Here is a 17803-nt window from a genome sequence, read left to right on the forward strand (position 1 = left end):
CGCGACGCGTGGTCGGCTAGCGCGTGAGCGCCGGCTGGTTCTTCCGCGAGGTCAGCACCTGGTCGACCAGACCGTAGGCCAGCGCCTCGTCGGCGCCCAGGATGTTGTCGCGCTCGATGTCGCGGTTGACCTCCTCGGGCGTCTTGTTCGAGTGCTTCGACAGCGTCTCCTCGAGCCAGGTGCGCATGCGCAGCACCTCTTTCGCCTGGATCTCGATGTCCGACGCCTGGCCGCCGCTGCTGCCGCCGGTCGCGGGCTGGTGGATCAGCACGCGGGCGTTCGGCAGGGCGAGGCGCTTGCCGGGCTGGCCGGCCGCGAGCAGGACCGCGGCCGCCGAGGCAGCCTGGCCGAGGCACACCGTCTGGATCTCCGGACGGATGTACTGCATCGTGTCGTAGATCGCCGTCATGGCCGTGAACGAGCCACCGGGCGAGTTGATGTACAGAGTGATGTCGCGATCGGGGTCCATGCTCTCGAGCACGAGGAGCTGCGCCATGATGTCGTCGGCCGAGGCGTCGTCCACCTGCACGCCGAGGAACACGATGCGGTCCTCGAAGAGCTTGGCGTACGGGTCCTGGCGCTTGTAGCCGTAGGCCGTGCGCTCTTCGAAGCTGGGGAGGATGTACCGGGAGCTGGGGGTCTGCAGTCGGCCCGCGCCGCCCATCATCGGGAGTTCCATGAGTGTGTCTCTTTCTCTGCTGGCGATCGGGGAGGGAGGTCTACGACTGGTCCGTGCCGGCGCCGCCGACGACGTCGGTGGCCGAGCCGCGGATGTGGTCGACGAAGCCGTACTCCAGGGCCTCCTCGGCCGTGAACCAGCGGTCACGGTCGCCGTCCTCGTTGATCTGCTCGACGGTCTTGCCCGTCTGGGCAGCGGTGATCTCGGCCAGGCGCTGCTTCATCGAGAGGATGAGCTGAGCCTGCGTCTGGATGTCGGAACTGGTGCCGCCGAAGCCGCCGTGCGGCTGGTGCAGCAGCACGCGCGCGTTCGGCGTGATGTAGCGCTTGCCCTTGGTGCCGGCCGTCAGCAGCAGCTGGCCCATCGAGGCCGCCATGCCGATGCCCACGGTCACGATGTCGTTCGGCACGAACTCCATGGCGTCGTAGATCGCCATGCCGGCCGTGATCGACCCGCCGGGCGAGTTGATGTAGAGGTAGATGTCCTTCTCGCTGTCCTCAGCGGCGAGGAGCAGGAGTTTCGCTGCGATCTCGTTGGCGTTCTCGTCCCGCACCTCGGAACCGAGCCAGATGATGCGGTCCTTGAGAAGTCGGTCAAAAACACTGTTGGGCAGTGTCACGTCGGCCATGGTGGAGCTCCCATTCGTTGTCGCTTGTCGTCGAATCTATCCGGTGGGGCGCACGGGTTCCGGGCTGTTCGCCCACGGCAATAACTTCCGCCCCTCGCCGACCAGGCCGAGCCGAGGAGGCGCGGGTGCAGTCCGGGAACGACAGAGGGCCGGGTGCACCAGCACCCGGCCCTCTCGACGTCAGCGCCTCATCGGCACCGACGCGTCAGCTCAGCTCACGCGTGGTCGTGACCCTCGTGGTCGTCGTCGCCGCCGACGCCCGCGGTGGCGGTGAAGGCCGACAGGTCGACCTCCTTGCCCTCGCCGTCGACGACCTTGGCCTTCGACAGCACGACCGCCAGGGCCTTGCTGCGGGCGACCTCGCCGACCATGGCCGGGATCTGGCCGTTCTGGTCGAGCACCTTGATGAACTCGCCGGGCTCCATGCCGTACTGGGCGGCGCCCTGGATCAGGTACTGGGTGAGCTCGTCCTGCTCGACCTTGACCTCTTCCTTCTCGGCGATCGCGTCGAGGAGGATCTGGTTGCGGAAGGCCTTCTCGCTGCTCTCGGTCACCTCGGTGCGGTGCTCGGCGTCCTCGAGGCGGTTCTCCTGCTCGAGGTGACGGTGCACCTCGTCCTCGACGAGCTTCTCGGGCACGGGGATCTCGACGGACTCGAGGAGCTTCTCGACGACCTGGTCGCGCGCCTGGGCGCCCTGGCCGAACGTCTTCGACTTGGCCAGCTGCTCCTTCAGGTCGCCCTTGAGCTCGTCGATGGTGTCGAACTGGCTGGCGATCTGCGCGAAGTCGTCGTCGGCCTCGGGGAGCTCGCGCTCCTTGACGGCGGTGACGGTCACGGCGATCTGGGCGGTCTCGCCCTCGCGGTCGCCGCCGAGCAGCTTCGACTCGAACGTGGTGCTCTCGTCGGCGGTGAGCGACTCGAGCGCCTCGTCGATGCCCTCGATGAGCTCCCCGGAGCCGAGCTCGTACGACACGCCCTGGGCGGTGTCGACGGTGTCGTCGCCGATGGTCGCCGTGAGGTCGATCTGGACGAAGTCGCCGGTGGTGGCGGGACGGTCGACCGTGACGAGCGTGCCGAAGCGCGTGCGCAGGTTCGACAGCTCCTCCTCGACCTCGTCGTCGCTGATCTCGACCGAGTCGACGGTGAGCTCGATGCCCTCGTAGTCGGGGAGGTCGAAGTCGGGACGCACGTCGACCTCGACGGCGATGGTCAGGTCGCCCGAGAAGTCCTTCACGTCGGGCCAGGAGACGACGTCGGCCTCGGGGCGGCCCAGCACGCGGATCTCGGTCTCGGAGACGGCCTCGCGGTAGAACTTGTCGAGGCTCTCGCTGACGGCGTGGTTCAGGACCTCTTCGCGACCGACGCGCTGGTCGATGATGGGCGGCGGCACCTTGCCCTTGCGGAAGCCGGGGATGTTGATCGACTCCGCGATGTGGCCGTAGGCGTGCGTGACGCTGGGCTTGAGCTCGTCAGGGCTGACGACGATGTTGAGCTTGACGCGCGTGGGGCTGAGCTTCTCAACGGTGGTCTGGACCAATGTGGGGCTTCTCCTGTGTTGGTGGTGCTGAACTCACGTCCGAGACAGCAGGTAGACGATCGTCGGGGCGACAGGACTCGAACCTGCGATCTTCCGCCCCCAAAACGGACGCGCTAGCCACTACGCTACGCCCCGTATATCACCTGGCACGGCGAGCTCCGTTGGTCCCGTTGAGGTCGGGTGGAGACAAGCCTCGGGGGAGTCTAGCCGACCACAGGACCGGCCGTTCGAGCCGGTGATCGACATGCTCTATAGTTGTGGACACCCGAGCGGCACCAGCCGCCCACGGGGATGTAGCTCAATGGTAGAGCCTCAGTTTTCCAAACTGATGGCGCGGGTTCGATTCCCGTCATCCCCTCTCGATGGTTCGACGCCTCCGGCGTCCGGTGCCGCAGGCACCGTGCATGGATCCTCCCCACGACGCAGCTCGACGCCTCCGGCGCGGGCCCGTTCGACCTTCCCCCGAAGAGGGGGCGCGTGCTGCTGCTCAGTGGTACGGAGCGGCTGCGGGGATGCCTCATGATCTGAGGATGGATCGCGCGAAGATCGCCCGGGCCGCCCTCGTGGGCGCGGCGCTCGCCCTGCTCGTGACGGGCTGCAGCGCGGACGTGACCACCGCCTCCCCCGGGTCCGCCCCGGCCGGGGCCCCGCAGGCCATTGCCTCCGCCACACCGGGCGACGTCACGGCCGGCGGCGCAGGCGACGACGATGCGCGCCGTGACGACGCCGTCCGCGTCGCGATCGTCGGCGACTCGCTCACCGCCGGGGGCGCGCGACTGCTCAGCGACGGCCTCGACGCGAACACGTGGATGACGTACGCGCGCGGCGACGGCGTCGAGTGGGTCGGCGGGTGGGCCAAGGGCGGAAGCACCGTCCAGGAGCAAGCCGCGGCGGTGACCCCGGTCGCCGACGTCGACGTCCTCGTGCTGATGTCGGGCACGAACGACGTGCGCAAGGGGATCGGCTTCGCCGAGTCCGCCGCCTCGTACGACGCCGTCGTCGCCACGATCGCACCGCAGCACGTGATCGTCGCGGCCATCCCGCCCTACGACCGCGCGCCCGCCGCCGCCGCCGTGTACCAGAGGGCCCTCGAGCGGCACGTCCTCGACAGGGGCTGGACCTGGACCGACCCCTGGGGCTTCGCCCGCGACGGCCTCGTGTTCGCGACCGGGACCTCGCCCGACGGCATCCACCCCACGACGGTCGGGTACCAGCGCGTCGGCGAGTCGCTGCGCGAGACGATCCTCGACGTGGGCGGCACCCGGGGCGACCTGCTCCAGGCCGGCCCTGCCGACGACGTGCTCGAGTCCGGAGACGTCCGGACCAGCTAGCAGCCCCGGTGACGGACCAGCTGCCCCGGCGGCCCTATCGCTGCAGGAAAGCGAGGACGGCGAGCACCCGGCGGTGGTCGCTGCCGCTGTCCTCGAGCAACAGCTTCTGGAAGATCGAGGTGACGTTCTTCTCCACCGCACCGGTGCCGATGACGAGGGCGGCGGCGATGGCCGCGTTGGTGCGGCCCTCGGCCATCAGGCCGAGCACCTCGCGCTCACGGGGCGTCAGTGCGGCGAGCGGGTCGCCTCGCCTGCCGAGCAGCTGCGAGACGACCTGGGGGTCGAGCACCGTGCCGCCGTCGGCCACCCGGCCGAGCGCGTCGCCGAACTCGTCCACGGAGGCGACGCGGTCCTTGAGCAGGTAGCCCACTCCCCCGCTGCCGGCCTCGAGCAGGTCGCGTGCGTACGCCACCTCGACGTACTGCGAGAGCAGCAGGATGCCGAGCCCGGGACGGCGGCGTCGGGCCTCGATCGCGGCGCGGACCCCCTCGTCGGTGTGGGTCGGGGGCATCCGCACGTCGAGCACCGCGACGTCGGGTGCCTTCTCGTCGAGCTCGGCCAGGAGGGAGTCCGCGTCGCCGTAGGCACCGACGACGTCGGCGCCGATCTCGTCGAGGAGGCGGACGAGGCCCTCGCGCAGCAGCACCGAGTCGTCCGCGACGACGACGCGCAGGGCGGGGGTCACAGGTCGCTCGGGCACCCCGCCAGTCTAGGGAGCGGGCGGCGCGGCGGGAGCAGCAGGTCCGGTCGTCTCGGCCTCCGCGGACGAGTCGTCGACGAGCGGGATGCTCACCGTCACGATGGTCGGCCCGCCCGCCGGGCTGGAGATGTCGAGGAACCCGCCCAGGCCCACGAGCCTCTCCTGCACGCCGGCGAGCCCGTGTCCGTCGCGGAGGCCCGCGCCGCCCTGGCCGTCGTCGGTGACGACGAGCTCGAGCAGGGTGCCCCGGCCGTCGGGTGCGGTCCGCGTGCGCAGCACGAGATCGGCCGACAGCGCGGACGAGTGCTTGCCCGTGTTGGTCACGAGCTCGGAGGCGATGAAGTAGGCGTTCCGCTGGATGTCCACCGGCAGCACGACGTGGGCCGGCACCCGGTTCAGCAAGGCCGTGGGGATGACCGCGCGGTCGACGAGCGACTCGAGCGCCGCGACGAGCCCCCGGTCGAGCAGCAGGGGAGGCGCGAAGCCGCGGGACAGGGCGCGCAGCTCCTCGAGGGCCTCGCGAGACTGTGCCCGCGCCTCCTCGATCAGGGCCTTGCCCTTCTCGGGGTCGGAGTCCACGGCCCTGGCTGCCGCGGCGAGGTCCATCTGCAGGCGCACGAGGCGCTGCTGCGGCCCGTCGTGGATGTCGCGCTCGAGGCGACGGAGGGCCGTGCCCTCGGCCGAGAGGGCCGCGGTGCGCGAGATCTCGCGGTCGGCGAGCTCGACGGCGAGCTGGTCGCTGCGGAAGCCGCCGAGCATGGCGGCGGCGATCGCGTGGTGCATCACGACGAAGCCGTGCACGACGAAGGGCATCAGCAGCACGACGCCCGCGAGCACGACGGCCCCGAGAAGGAGGAGGAGGAGCCCGCCGCCGCCGCCGACGACCGCGTGCAGGCCGTCGCCGCCCGGGACGCTGCCGACGACCACGCCGCCGAAGACGAACAACAGGGCGGGGCCGGCGACGAGCAGCACGATGACCATGGTCGTGAGGGCGGCCGCGGCCGGGAACACCACGAGGCCGTAGAGCAGGTACAGCCAGTAGTGCGGGTTCGCGAACGCCGAGAGGGCGCGGACGCCGCGGTTGTCGGAGCGGCCCCACGTCGTGTTCGGCGTCCAGTCGACGGGACGCACGGGACGGTCGATCGCCCAGCGCAGGCGGATCACCTCGAACGTGCCGAACCATCGCGCCAGCCACAGGCTCGCGAAGACCACGGCCGCGAGGAAGACGAACCCGACGACGGAGTTGTCGGCGCGGCCGAGCGACCGGAAGAACAGGGTGGACATGCCGCCGATCACGACGACCAGCACCGCCGACAGGGCGACGTAGCCGAGCTCGCGCGGCAGCGCACGCCAGCGACGCCCGTAGCCGCCGGGCGGGGGCGGCGGCGAGAGGTAGGGGTTCGTAGGGGCGCTGATGGTGCTCTCCTGGGTCATGCCTCGAGCCTCGCGGAGGTGCGGGCACCGTCCCATGGTGCCAGCGCCCGAGAGGGCGGTGGGGTTATCCCCCGCCCGGGCAGGTGAGGCCAGGCTGGCCTCGGTGAGCCGAGCCTCAGCTTGCTTGCGGAATCCGCTCAGCCCTCTACCGTGGGGTAGATCGTCTAGGAAAGGACACCGCCATGACCGACGCCACCACCATCACCGTCCCCCAGGGTTCCGTCGACCCCGACGTCGCCGCCGGCGTCGCCCAGTTCCTCAGCCCGATCGTCACCGACCTCACCGCACTGTCGGTCAACGGCAAGCAGGCGCACTGGCACGTGCGCGGCATCGCGTTCGTCGCGGTCCACGAGCTGATCGACGTGGTCGTCGACCACGCCCGCGAGTGGGCCGACCTCGCCGCGGAGCGCGTCGTCGCCCTCGGCCTGCCCGTCGACGCCCGCATCGAGACCGTCGCCGCCAAGACGAGCATCCCGACGACCTCGCCCGGCTTCAACCAGATCGACCGCACGATCGCCGAGCTGGTCGCCCAGATCGACGCCTCCCTCGTCGCCGTCCGCACGGCCATCGACGAGCTCGGCGAGCTCGACGCGTCGAGCCAGGACGTCGCGATCGAGATCTCGCGCGGCCTCGAGAAGGACCGCTGGTTCCTCGCCGCGCACGTCGCCGGCTGAGTCCGCTCCCTCCTGACGAACGGAGGCCGTCGCCCCGCGGGGCGGCGGCCTCCGTCGTGCGCTGGCCCGTCGCGGGCGCACCGGACCCGTGCGCCTCAGAGAGCGAGGTGCGTGAACCGGCCGCCGAGCAGGGTCGCCGAGACGACCATCGCGCGCAGGTCGTGGTCCGTCGCCGTCAGAGGGTCGGCCTCCGTCACGACCAGATCGGCCACGGAGCCGACCTCGACGCTCGTACGGCCGCCGGTCGACGCGGCGAGGGCCGTCCGGGCCGCCAGACGCTGTTCCGGGTGCCACGGGTCGCGGCCGTCCCTCGCGCGCCACACGGCAGCTGCCATCGCGACCCAGGGGTCGAGCGGAGCGACCGGCGCGTCCGAGCCGAGCTGCAGGCGCACCCCGGCCTCGGCGAGGCTCCCCCACGCGTAGGACCGCCCGGTGCGTCCGGCCCACAGCCGGTCGGCGACGTCGCGGTCGTCCATGGCGTGCTCGGGCTGGATGCTCGCCACGATGCCGAGCCGGGCGAAGCGCGCGACGTCGACCGGGTCGAGCAGCTGCGCGTGCTCGATCGAGCCGCCGCAGCCGACCTCCTCGAGGGCGTCGAGGGCCGACGTGTTCGCCGCGTCGCCGATCGCGTGCACCGCGGGGACCAGGCCCGCCGAGGAGGCGCGTCTCAGGTGGTCGACGAGCGCCTCCTTGCCGTACGTCGCCACGCCCCGCGCCGCGGGGTCGCCCTCCATGCCCACGTAGGCGTCCCGGCACCAGGCGGTCCGGGTGCCGAGCGAGCCGTCCGTGATGATCTTGGCCGGCCCCATCTCGACGAGGCCGTGCGTGCCGGGGACGACGTCGCCGGTTCGCAGGCCGCGCCCGACGACCTCGTCGAGGTCGGCCGGGTAGACGCCGGCGCGTACGCGGAGGCACCTCGTGCCCGCCGCCACCCGGCGCGCCCAGCGGTCGACCGAGAGGGTCATCTCCAGGTCGACGATCCCGACGACGCCCCGGGCGGCAGCGGCCTCGGCGGCCTCGCCGACCCACTCGTCGAGCTGGTCCTCGGACACGGCGCTGACCGCGGTGCTCACGGCGAAGGCGTCCGCCTCGCGGAGCAGGCCGGTCGGGTGTCCGCCGTGGCCGTGGGCCTCGAGGGCGCGGGAGTCGAGCCAGACGGAGTGCAGGTCCTTGCTGACGAGCACGACGGGGACGTCGCCGGAGACGGCGTCGAGCAGGGCCCTGGTGGGCTCGTCGGCCCAGAGCGCGTCCTGGAACCCGTAGCCGATCAGGGGCTGCCCGGTCGCCGGAGGCTGTGCGCGCAGGCGCTCCCCCACGAGCGACGCGGCCTCGGCAGCCGAACCGGCCGACGACACGTCCAGGCGACGTCGCACGAGCGCCCACTGGTCCATGTGCACGTGGGAGTCCCAGAGACCGGGGCCGAGCCACCGGCCGTCGAGGTCGACGACAGCGGCGCCGCCGTGGCCCGCGAGTCCGTGGCCGATCTCGGCGATCCTGCCGTCACGCAGGAGGACGTCGACGCGGTCGGCGGCCTCCGAGCTGTGCACGCCGGTGAGGCGGGCGTTCCTCAGGAGCAGGGGACGCACCTCCTCGGGGCCGGCGTCCGTGTCGGGCCGCGCATCGGTGACGGCGCCCGGCTGGCCGGTGCTCATCGGTCGCGGACCCGACGCATCTCGGCGGCCAGGGCCGGCTGGGCGTAGTGCTCGCCGTGCTCGAGCTCGTCGACGATGCGGTCGACGACCTCGGGGGCCTTGTTCTGGCTCAGCTTCGCGCGGGCGTCGAACCGGGTGACCCGCAGCCGGATGCCGACGGTGCCCTTGGCGACACGGCGCGAGCCCTCCTCGTCGAGCGTCAGGGTCGACGGCTCGGGCATGACGCGCTCGAAGTGGTCGACGAGCTCGCCGAGCACGCGGAAGTTCTCGTCGTCGGACAGGATCTCGGGCGTGCCCCAGAGGTGCGCCGTGACGTGGTTCCAGGTCGGGATGATCTGCTCGGCGGGGTACCACCCCGGCGAGACGTACCCGTGGGGGCCCTGGACGATCACCATCACCTCGGCGGAGCCCAGCTCGAGGGAACGCTCGTCGGGCCTGCCCACGTGGCTGACGAGCACGATGGCCGCCGGGTCGGCAGGGTCGTCCTCGAGCACGACCGGGTAGTGCGAGGCGACGATCCCCTCCGTCGTCGAGGCGACGATCGTGGCCCACGGGTTCTCGCGGATCAGCCGCTTGACCTCGTCGACGTCGGACTGCACGAAGTGCGGAGTGTGGCGCATGTGCTCAAGTCTGGTCGACCGGGCACCAGTAGAGCTTCCGACCCGCGGCCATCTCCATGACGATGTTCGTGCCGCAGACCCGGCAGGGCAGGCCCTCGCGGTGGTACACCCAGTGGCGGTCGGCCCGGCTGCGCAGGGCCTTCGCGTGCTGCGCCTTCGTGAGCCCGTCCATGGTCATCATCTGGCCGAGCTCGACGCCGCTCCGGAGCAGCTTGGTCCAGTCCTTGTAGATCGCCTTCAGCACGTCCTCCGGCACCTGGTTGCCGGGGGTGTGCGGGTCGAGCCGCGCCCGGAAGAGCAGCTCGGCGCGGTAGATGTTGCCGATGCCGCTCACGACGCTCTGGTCCATCAGCAGCAGGCCGATCGGGGTGCGCTTCTTCCGCACCGTCGTGACGAAGCGGTCGCTCCCCTTCTTCGGCGAGTCGACGAGCGGGTCGGGGCCGAGCTTGGCGATCGCCGTGTCGACCCCGGCCGCGTCGAGGACCTCGCACTTCGTGGGACCGCGCAGGTCGCCGACGGCCGTGTCGGTGAGCAGGCGCACGCGGACCTGGCCGACGGGCTCGGGCGGGAACGACTCGATGTCGTCCTCGGCCTTCTCCTGCTCGGCCATGCGGACGCGGCTGCGACGCGGCGCGCCGATGCTCGCCATCGAGTCCTCGCCGTCGTCGTCGGGGGCCGCCTCGGCCTTGCGGGTGCGGGCCCGACGAGTCCGCGACTCGGCCATCGAGTGGCCCGTCGCGATCTCGCCCGCGAAGTCCCACGCGCCGTAGAGGCCGAGGTGCACGTGCAGCCAGAGGCCGTTGTCGAACTCGAGGAACATCTGCTTGCCGACGGCCTTGGCGTCGACCATCGTCGCACCGTCGAGCTTCTCGGCCCCGGCGGCGAAGCGCCCCTGGGGAGAGCTCACCACGCACCGGCTCCCCACGAAGGTCTGCTCGAACTGGTTGGCGATGCGGTGGACGGAATGGCCCTCGGGCACGGCGGCACCTCACTGGCTGGGTCGACCGGCCGGGGCCGATCCGACGGGGACGACGGAGCGGCGGGACCGTCAGCCGGTCCCGCCGCCCTCGACGTTACGTCGTCAGTCGACCGGGTGCCCGGCGATCGCCCCGGTGGTCTCGTACTCGCCCACCTGGGCGATGCGGCGGACGTGGCGCTCGTCGTGGCTGAACGGCTCGGCGACGAACGCGTCGATGAAGGCCAGCGCCTCCGCCTCCGTGTGCTGACGGGCGCCGATGGCGATCACGTTCGCGTCGTTGTGCTGACGGGCGAGCTTCGCGGTCGAGTCGTTCCAGACCAGGGCGGCACGGACGCCCTCGACCTTGTTCGCGGCGATCTGCTCGCCGTTGCCCGAGCCGCCGAAGACGACGCCGAGGGAGTCGTGGCCAGCCCGCTGGTCGCGGACGACGGCCCGGGCCGCCGCGATGCAGAACGACGGGTAGTCGTCGAGCGGCTCGTAGCTGGTCGGGCCGTGGTCGGCGACGTCGTGGCCGGCGTCGGAGAGGTGACGGATGACGGTCTTGCTGAAGTCGAGACCGGCGTGATCGGTCGCCACGTGGATGCGCATGCTGTCGATCCTAGGACGGCGCCGGCCACGGGCCTGCGTCAGTCGAAGATCGGGCCGACCGTGCGCGTGCGCTTGATCTCGAAGAAGCCCGGGTACGAGGCGGCGGCGACCACGCCGTCCCACAGGGTCAGGGCGATCTCGCCCTTCGGCGCCGGCGAGATGACGGGACCGAAGAAAGCGGTGCCGTTCACGGCGATCACGGGCGTGCCGACGTCCTGGCCCACGCGGCCGATGCCGTCGAAGTGGCTGGCCCGCATCTGCTCGTCGTACTCGTCCGAGTCCGCGTGGGCGGCGAAGTCGGCGGGCAGGCCGACCTCGGCGAGCGCGGCGGGGATGACGACGTCGGCGTCGGTCTCGCCGCCCGGGTGGATGCGCGTGCCGAGGGCGTCGTAGAGGGGCTTCACGATCTGCTGGCCGTGCAGCTCGCCGGCGGCGGTGACGAGGCGCGTGTAGCGCAGCATCCGGGCGAAGGCCGCCCTGTACTCGTCGCTGACGTCGTTGCCCTCGTTGAGCACCGCCAGGCTCATGATGTGGAACGTCACGTCGAGGTCGCGGTGACGGGCGACCTCGTCGACCCAGCGGCTGGTCATCCAGGCCCAGGGGCACGAGGGGTCGAACCAGAAGTCGACGGAGGTGTGGGGCGCGGGGGCGACGGTGTCGGTCATGTCCCCAGTGAACACCCCGCCGTCGGAGGGCCGGTCTAGGCTCGTCCGGGGACCACGAGTCCCGCACCGACACCTCAAGACGGATGGAGCAAGCGTGCCCGGAGAGAACCTGACCCGACTCGAGGCGCAGGAGCGCAAGAGCGTCGTCGACGTGCAGTCGTACGAGATCGAGCTCGACCTGACCCGTGGGGCCGAGGTGTTCGGCAGCTCAACGACGGTCCGCTTCACCGCGACGCCCGGCGCCTCGACCTTCATCGACGCCCTCACGCGCACCGTGCACTCGGCCACGCTCAACGGCACGGCCCTCGACGTGGCGGCCGTGAACGACGGGGTGCGCATCCAGCTCGACGACCTCGCCGGCGAGAACGTGCTCGAGGTCGTCGCCGACGCCGAGTACACGAACACCGGCGAGGGCCTGCACCGCTTCGTCGACCCCGTCGACGACGAGGTCTACCTCTACTCGCAGTTCGAGGTGCCCGACAGCCGCCGCGTCTTCGCGGTGTTCGAGCAGCCCGACCTCAAGGCGACGTTCCAGTTCACCGTGACCGCCCCCTCCCGCTGGCAGGTCGTCTCGAACCAGCCGACGCCCGAGCCGGCGGTCGACGGCGAGGTCGCCACCTGGACGTTCTCGCCCACCCCGGTGCTCTCGAGCTACATCACGGCGATCGTCGCGGGCCCCTACGACGTCGTGCGCAGCGAGCTCACGAGCTCGGACGGCCGCACGATCCCCCTCGGCATCTTCACGCGTCGCTCGCTCACCGAGTTCCTCGACGCCGACTACATCTTCGAGAAGACGCGTCAGGGCTTCGCCTACTACGAGGAGAAGTTCCGCTACCCGTACCCGTTCGACAAGTACGACCAGCTCTTCGTGCCCGAGTTCAACGCCGGCGCGATGGAGAACGCGGGCGCCGTCACCTTCGTCGAGACCTACGTGTTCCGCAGCAAGGTGACCGACGCGATCAAGGAGCGCCGGGTCGTCACGATCCTGCACGAGCTCGCCCACATGTGGTTCGGCGACCTCGTCACCATGAAGTGGTGGAACGACCTCTGGCTGAACGAGTCGTTCGCCGAGTGGGCGTCGACCATCTCGACGGCCGAGGCCACCGAGTGGACCGAGGCCTGGACGACGTTCCAGGCGATGGAGAAGAGCTGGGCCTACCGCCAGGACCAGCTGCCCTCGACGCACCCCGTCGTCGCGACGATCAACGACCTGGAGGACGTCCAGGTCAACTTCGACGGCATCACCTACGCCAAGGGCGGGTCGGTGCTGAAGCAGCTCGTCGCCTGGGTCGGCATCGACGCCTTCTACGCCGGCGTCGCCGCGTACTTCCAGAAGCACCACCACTCGAACACCGAGCTCCGCGACCTGCTCGTCGAGCTCGAGGCCACCTCGGGGCGCGAGCTCACGAGCTGGAGCGAGAAGTGGCTCGAGACCGCGGGCGTCAACACGCTGCGTCCCGAGATCGAGACGGACGCCGACGGCGTCATCACCTCGTTCGCCCTCCTGCAGGAGGCGCCGGCCGACTACCCGACGATCCGTCCGCACCGCCTCGCGGTCGGCCTCTACGACTTCGACGGCGACGCCCTCGTGCGGACGCACCGGGTCGAGATCGACGTCGACGGCACCCGGACCGACGTGCCCGAGCTCGTCGGCCAGCACCGCGGGGCCCTCGTGCTCACCAACGACGACGACCTGGCCTACGCGAAGATCCGCCTCGACGAGCAGTCGCTCGCCACCGCGATCGAGCACCTCGCGGCGATCTCCGACCCGCTGGCCCGCGCCCTCGTCTGGGGCTCCGTCTGGGACGCCACGCGCGACGCCGAGACCTCGCCCTCCGACTACGTCCGCCTCGTGCTGTCGAACATCGCGAGCGAGACCGAGTCGACGACGATCCGCACGACCCTGACCCAGCTGGTGCAGGCCGCGCGCAGCTACGTCTCGCCGGCACGCCGCGCCGAGGTGCTCGCTGAGGTCGGCGACCGTCTCCTCGAGCTGGCGAAGGAGGCGGAGGCCGGGTCGGACGCGCAGTTCCAGTTCGTGAAGTTCTTCGCCGCCGCCGCGTTGACCCCGGCGCACGCCGACGCGCTCCGTGCCCTGCACGACGGCTCGCTCGCGCTCGACGGGCTCGAGGTCGACACCGACCTGCGCTGGGAGCTGCTCGAGGGCCTCGTGCTCGTCGGCGCTGCCGGCGAAGCCGAGATCGACGCCGCGCTCGAGGCGGACAACACCGCCAACGGCGCCCAGGCCGCCGCACGCGCCCGCGCGGCGATCCCCACGGCCGAGGGCAAGCTCGCCGCCTTCGCGTCGGTCGTCGACAGCGCCGAGCAGCCGAACGCCATCGTGCGCGCGACCGCCCAGGGCTTCCAGCACACGAACGACCCTGCCGTGCTGCAGCCCGTGGTCGACCGCTACTTCTCGTCGCTCACGGGCATCTGGGAGTCCCGCAGCTACCACATCGCCGACACGCTCGTCTCGGGCCTCTACCCGGCAGGGCTCGCCGACCAGCAGCTGGTCGACGCGACGCGTGCCTGGCTCGACGCGAACCCGGACGTGCCGGCGCTCCGCCGCATCGTGATCGAGAGCCTGTCGGGCGTCGAGCGCGCCCTGCGCGTGCAGGCGGTCGACGCGCGCTAGTCAGCGGCGCGGCGTCCCTCGGGGCGCGACGCGCCTCCTGCGTCACCGTCGGACGGCGGGCCCTGCTCACAGGGCCCGCCGTCCTCGCGTCCAGGTGGCTCCCGGGCGGCGTCGGCAGCTCGTGCGAAGCTTGACGGGATGACCGACTTCCTCGCCGCCGCCCAGACCGATCCTGCCGCTCCCGTCGACTTCGACTGGGCCGCCTTCTGGGCGATGTGGGGCGTGCCCATCCGCATCCTCGCGATCGTCGTCGTGGCGGTGCTGCTGCGGGTGGCGCTGCACTTCATGATCCGCCGCGTGGTCGACCAGGTCGTCAACGGCATCAAGCGCAAGCAGAACGTCGACGACACCCAGGCCCTGATCGCCTCCCCCCTGCAGGCGGTCCGCGTCGTCCAGCGCACGCGCACGCTCGGCAGCGTGCTGAACAACGTCGTCACTGTGCTGATCGCCGGCGTCGCGCTCGTCCTCGTGCTCGGCGAGCTGCACTTCGACGTCGTCGCGATCGTCGGCGCGGCCAGCGTCGTGGGCGCCGGCCTGGCGTTCGGCGCGCAGAACATCGTGAAAGACCTGTTGAACGGCATCTTCATGGTCGCGGAAGACCAGTTGGGGGTCGGTGACGTCGTCGACGTCGGCCCGGCGACCGGGGTCGTCGAGGCCGTGGGCATCCGCGTCACGCAGATCCGCGACGTCAACGGCGTGCTCTGGTTCGTCCGGAACGGCGAGATCCTCCGGGTCGGCAACATGTCCCAGGGCTGGACCCGGGTCGTCATCGACCTCGCCGTGCCCTACGAGGCCGACGTCGACACGGTCCAGGCGGCCATGCTCAAGGCGGCCACCGACATGGCCGCGCTGCCGAAGTGGGGGCGCAGCATGATCGACGCCCCCGAGGTCTGGGGCCTGCAGTCCATCGCCGAAGAACACGTCGTGATCCGCATCGTGTCCAAGACCCGCTCGTCCGAGCGCGACAACGTCGACCGCGAGCTCCGGTCGCGCCTCAAGAAGGCGACGGACGAGCTGGGCATCACGCTCCCCTCGCTCAGCAGCGTCGTCCTCACGGGCTTCGACGGCGCCTCCTCGGTGCAGGGCGCCCGCCCGCCGCAGACCGTGCCCACCCCGCACGTCCGCCCCACGAAGGGCAAGCGCTCGTGACCGACCTCCCCCTCGGCCCGCCTCCTGCGGGCGCCTCCCAGCCGATCACCCTTCGCAGCGGCGCGGGGCGCGACGACGCCCAGGGCAACTTCTGGCAGCAGATCGGCGGGCGGCCGACCTTCGAGCGGCTCGTCCGTCGCTTCTACGAGGGCGTGCAGACCGACGACGTGCTCTGGCCGATGTACCCGGAGCACGACCTCGAGGGCGCGATCCAGCGCCTCGCCGGGTTCCTCGAGCAGTACTGGGGCGGCCCGACCACGTACAGCGACGAGCGCGGCCACCCGCGGCTGCGGATGCGGCACATGCCGTTCACGGTCACGCCGGAGGCGCGCGACCGGTGGCTGCACCACATGCGCACCGCGGTCGACGAGCTCGAGCTCTCGCCCCTCCACGACGCGACGCTGTGGGCCTACCTCGACCGGGCGGCCCACGCCATGGTCAACGCCCCCGGCGCTTGACCAGGACGTGCCCGCGGCTGGTCGTCAGCCGGGTCCAGGCACCCGTCTCGTAGAGCGAGACCGCCTCGCCGTCGCCGAGGAACCCGAGGCTGAGCGCCGCGAACGCGGCCCCGGCCGGGACGGCCTCGACGCCGTCGACCGGGCGCGACCACACCTCGGACCGCACGCGGTGGACGATCTGCTCGCCCGCGTTCTCGGGCAGGGCGGAGGCGATCTCGTCGATGCCCGCCGTCGCGGCGGCGTCGAGCGCGGGGGCGTCGGCGGCGCCCTTCGGGACCCAGCCGCCGCGGGGCGGCGAGATCGCCGCCCAGGTGACCGTCGCGACCTCGATCGGCAGGGTGACCGTCACGGGAGCCGTCGGGTCGACGACGTCGTTCTGCAGCCGGACGAGTCGCTCCTTGAGGGAGCGGACGGGCACCACCGCGTCGAACTCGGGGGCGTCGTCGAGCTGGAAGGTGCGGAGGCCCAGCACCGTCGGGCTCGAGTCGAGCAGCCCCAGCGGGTAGAAGACGGCGGCGTACACCGCGAGGACGCCGGAGCCGGCGACGAGGCGCACGGAGCCGTCCTCGACTCGGCCGGCGCGGCCCAGGAAGGTCGCGAGGTCGCTGAGGGACAGGGAATCGGGGAGGGCGAATGTACGGCTCATCGGCCCCCTAAACTACATCGGATGAGCGCCGATCCCCTGCAGAACCTGCTCGCCACCCTCGACCTCGCCCCGGCCGGCATCGTCGGCGGGCAGGACGTCTTCACCGGCACGTCGCAGCCCGAGCCGCTCGGCCGGGTCTTCGGCGGGCAGGTCATGGCGCAGGCGCTCGTCGCCGCCCAGCGGACCATCGTCGGCGACCGACCCGTCCACTCGCTGCACGGATACTTCCTCCGGCCGGGCGACCTCACGATCCCCATCACGTTCACGGTCGACCGCATCCACGACGGCCGGTCGTTCGCCACCCGCCGTACGCAGGCGTCCCAGGACGGACTGCCGATCTTCTCCATGATCGCGTCCTTCCAGACACCGGACGACGGCCTCGAGCACCAGGTCGCCATGCCCGACGGCCTGCCCGAGCCGGAAGACGTGCCGAGCGACGCCGAGCTGCTCGGCGCCGTCGACCACCCGATCGCCCAGGCCTGGGCGGCGGACCGGGCCTTCGACATGCGCCACGTGCCGTCGCCGGTCTACTTCAGCGTCGAGGGCGCCCGGGTCGAGCACCAGGCGGTGTGGCTGCGCGCGACGGGGACGCTGCCCGACGATCCCGACCTGCACCGCGCCTCCTTGCTGTACGCCAGCGACTACACGCTGCTCGAGCCGATCTACCGGCGCCACGGCGTGCCGCTCGTGACGCCCGGGCTCAAGGTCGCGAGCCTGGACCACGCCATGTGGTGGCACCGCCCGGCCCGCGTCGACGAGTGGCTGCTCTACGTGCAGGAGTCCCCGACTGCCGTCGGCGGCCGCGGGCTCTCCCTCGGGCGCATCTACGACCGTTCCGGCACGCTCGTCGCGAGCGTCGCCCAGGAGGGGATGGTGCGGGTGCCCCGCGCCTGACCCGGCCGAGCGCGGCCGAGCGCAGTCGACGGCCGCGATCAGCGGCCCACGGCGCGGATCAGCGGCGTCGGAACGTCAGCGGGTCCTCGACGAACGGCGTCCAGGCGGCGCGCTCGTCGTCGGTGATGCGTCGCGGCGTCCCCGACGCCGTGTCGACGAGGACGATCGAGGTCGACGCCTTCGTGTAGAGCACGGCGGGCTCGACCGCCGCGGGCGACCACACCTCGTAGCAGACCTCGAGGCTGGCGCCCCCGAGACGGCCGATCCAGATCTGCACGTCGAGGGGCGCGCGGAGGTACGGCACCGGCACCAGGTACTCGAGCTCCTGTCGCGCGATGAGGGTCATCGTGGCGGCGTCCGGCCGGCCGTCGAGCACGGCCGCGCCCGACGTCTCGCCGACCGTGCCGTCCGACACCCAGAACGCGTCGATGCGCGCCTCCTCGAGGAGGCGCAGCATCGACGCGTTGTTCACGTGCCGGTACGCGTCCAGGTCGCTCCAGCGGACCCGGGTCGGCACGTGCAGGCGGGTCATC

Annotated in this window: 18 protein-coding genes and 2 tRNA genes; 7 read left to right on the forward strand and 13 right to left on the reverse strand. The window is 71.6% G+C overall.

All coding sequences use genetic code 11. The features are described 5' to 3' along the window. Positions 1–16: 16 nt before the first annotated feature. The 4 genes from RWM17_RS02695 to RWM17_RS02710 form a co-directional block, all read right to left on the reverse strand. Positions 17–679 (reverse strand): ATP-dependent Clp protease proteolytic subunit, encoded by a 663-nt coding sequence (locus RWM17_RS02695; protein WP_314101108.1) that lies wholly within the window; start codon positions 677–679, stop codon positions 17–19. Positions 680–719: 40 nt separating this feature from the next. After that, the gene (locus tag RWM17_RS02700; RefSeq protein ID WP_123548229.1) at positions 720–1307 is read right to left on the reverse strand and encodes an ATP-dependent Clp protease proteolytic subunit; all 588 of its coding nucleotides are present in this window, start codon (positions 1305–1307) and stop codon (positions 720–722) included. Between the two features lie 215 nt (positions 1308–1522). Further along, the gene (gene tig / locus RWM17_RS02705) at positions 1523–2845 is read right to left on the reverse strand and encodes a trigger factor (protein WP_123548228.1); all 1323 of its coding nucleotides are present in this window, start codon (positions 2843–2845) and stop codon (positions 1523–1525) included. A gap of 62 nt (positions 2846–2907) precedes the next feature. Next, a tRNA-Pro gene (locus tag RWM17_RS02710) sits at positions 2908–2980 on the reverse strand. Between the two features lie 152 nt (positions 2981–3132). Here RWM17_RS02710 and RWM17_RS02715 point away from each other — a divergent pair. Continuing rightward, positions 3133–3203, forward strand: a tRNA-Gly gene (locus RWM17_RS02715). Positions 3204–3375: 172 nt separating this feature from the next. Next, entirely contained in the window at positions 3376–4176 is an 801-nt protein-coding gene (locus RWM17_RS02720; RefSeq protein WP_314101111.1) for an SGNH/GDSL hydrolase family protein, read from the forward strand. A gap of 34 nt (positions 4177–4210) precedes the next feature. On the opposite strand, the gene RWM17_RS02725 is transcribed toward RWM17_RS02720, so the two are convergent. Together RWM17_RS02725 and RWM17_RS02730 are read right to left on the reverse strand one after the other, a co-directional pair. Further along, positions 4211–4849, reverse strand: a complete 639-nt coding sequence (locus RWM17_RS02725; protein WP_192041457.1) for a response regulator transcription factor — start codon at positions 4847–4849, stop codon at positions 4211–4213. 36 nt (positions 4850–4885) lie between these two features. Continuing rightward, complete coding sequence (locus tag RWM17_RS02730; RefSeq protein WP_314101112.1) at positions 4886–6310, reverse strand: histidine kinase; 1425 nt, start codon at positions 6308–6310, stop codon at positions 4886–4888. Positions 6311–6492: 182 nt separating this feature from the next. On the opposite strand from RWM17_RS02730, the gene RWM17_RS02735 reads away from it, so the two are divergent. Further along, complete coding sequence (locus RWM17_RS02735) at positions 6493–6984, forward strand: Dps family protein (RefSeq protein ID WP_123548224.1); 492 nt, start codon at positions 6493–6495, stop codon at positions 6982–6984. Positions 6985–7079: 95 nt separating this feature from the next. Here the strand turns inward: RWM17_RS02735 and RWM17_RS02740 are convergent, their stop codons facing one another. The 5 genes from RWM17_RS02740 to RWM17_RS02760 all read right to left on the reverse strand — a co-directional run bounded on the left by RWM17_RS02740 (position 7080) and on the right by RWM17_RS02760 (position 11488). Further along, positions 7080–8636, reverse strand: a complete 1557-nt coding sequence (locus tag RWM17_RS02740) for an amidohydrolase family protein (protein WP_314101113.1) — start codon at positions 8634–8636, stop codon at positions 7080–7082. Next, positions 8633–9256, reverse strand: a complete 624-nt coding sequence (locus tag RWM17_RS02745) for an FMN-binding negative transcriptional regulator (protein WP_314101114.1) — start codon at positions 9254–9256, stop codon at positions 8633–8635. Before RWM17_RS02745 ends, RWM17_RS02740 begins: the two co-directional genes overlap by 4 nt. Positions 9257–9260: 4 nt before the next feature. Beyond that, positions 9261–10235: a DNA-formamidopyrimidine glycosylase family protein gene (locus RWM17_RS02750; protein ID WP_314101115.1), complete on the reverse strand. Its 975-nt coding sequence runs from the start codon at positions 10233–10235 to the stop codon at positions 9261–9263. Between the two features lie 102 nt (positions 10236–10337). Next, positions 10338–10823 (reverse strand): ribose-5-phosphate isomerase, encoded by a 486-nt coding sequence (locus RWM17_RS02755; protein ID WP_314101116.1) that lies wholly within the window; start codon positions 10821–10823, stop codon positions 10338–10340. Positions 10824–10861: 38 nt separating this feature from the next. Further along, positions 10862–11488 carry a DsbA family protein gene (locus RWM17_RS02760; RefSeq protein ID WP_314101118.1) on the reverse strand — a complete coding sequence of 209 codons (627 nt, stop codon included), beginning with the start codon at positions 11486–11488 and terminating at the stop codon, positions 10862–10864. A gap of 94 nt (positions 11489–11582) precedes the next feature. Between RWM17_RS02760 and pepN the strand changes: the two genes are divergently transcribed. The 3 genes from pepN to RWM17_RS02775 all read left to right on the forward strand — a co-directional run bounded on the left by pepN (position 11583) and on the right by RWM17_RS02775 (position 15730). Continuing rightward, on the forward strand, positions 11583–14123 hold the full coding sequence (gene pepN / locus RWM17_RS02765; protein WP_314101120.1) for an aminopeptidase N: 2541 nt from the start codon (positions 11583–11585) through the stop codon (positions 14121–14123). A gap of 138 nt (positions 14124–14261) precedes the next feature. After that, positions 14262–15272 (forward strand): mechanosensitive ion channel domain-containing protein, encoded by a 1011-nt coding sequence (locus RWM17_RS02770; protein ID WP_314101122.1) that lies wholly within the window; start codon positions 14262–14264, stop codon positions 15270–15272. A 44-nt stretch (positions 15273–15316) separates the two neighbouring features. Next, on the forward strand, positions 15317–15730 hold the full coding sequence (locus tag RWM17_RS02775) for a globin (RefSeq protein ID WP_314101163.1): 414 nt from the start codon (positions 15317–15319) through the stop codon (positions 15728–15730). On the opposite strand, the gene RWM17_RS02780 is transcribed toward RWM17_RS02775, so the two are convergent. Continuing rightward, positions 15711–16376: a hypothetical protein gene (locus RWM17_RS02780; RefSeq protein WP_194613538.1), complete on the reverse strand. Its 666-nt coding sequence runs from the start codon at positions 16374–16376 to the stop codon at positions 15711–15713. The genes RWM17_RS02775 and RWM17_RS02780 overlap by 20 nt on opposite strands. 21 nt (positions 16377–16397) lie before the next feature. Here RWM17_RS02780 and RWM17_RS02785 point away from each other — a divergent pair, with 21 nt between their 5' ends. After that, positions 16398–17270: an acyl-CoA thioesterase II gene (locus RWM17_RS02785; protein ID WP_133738596.1), complete on the forward strand. Its 873-nt coding sequence runs from the start codon at positions 16398–16400 to the stop codon at positions 17268–17270. Between the two features lie 58 nt (positions 17271–17328). Here RWM17_RS02785 and RWM17_RS02790 read toward each other — a convergent pair whose 3' ends face one another. Continuing rightward, positions 17329–17802 (reverse strand): thioesterase family protein, encoded by a 474-nt coding sequence (locus RWM17_RS02790; protein ID WP_192041228.1) that lies wholly within the window; start codon positions 17800–17802, stop codon positions 17329–17331. Between the last annotated feature and the right edge of the window lies 1 nt (position 17803).

The organism is uncultured Frigoribacterium sp., assembly GCF_963515265.1.
Taxonomy (GTDB): Bacteria; Actinomycetota; Actinomycetes; order Actinomycetales; family Microbacteriaceae; genus Frigoribacterium.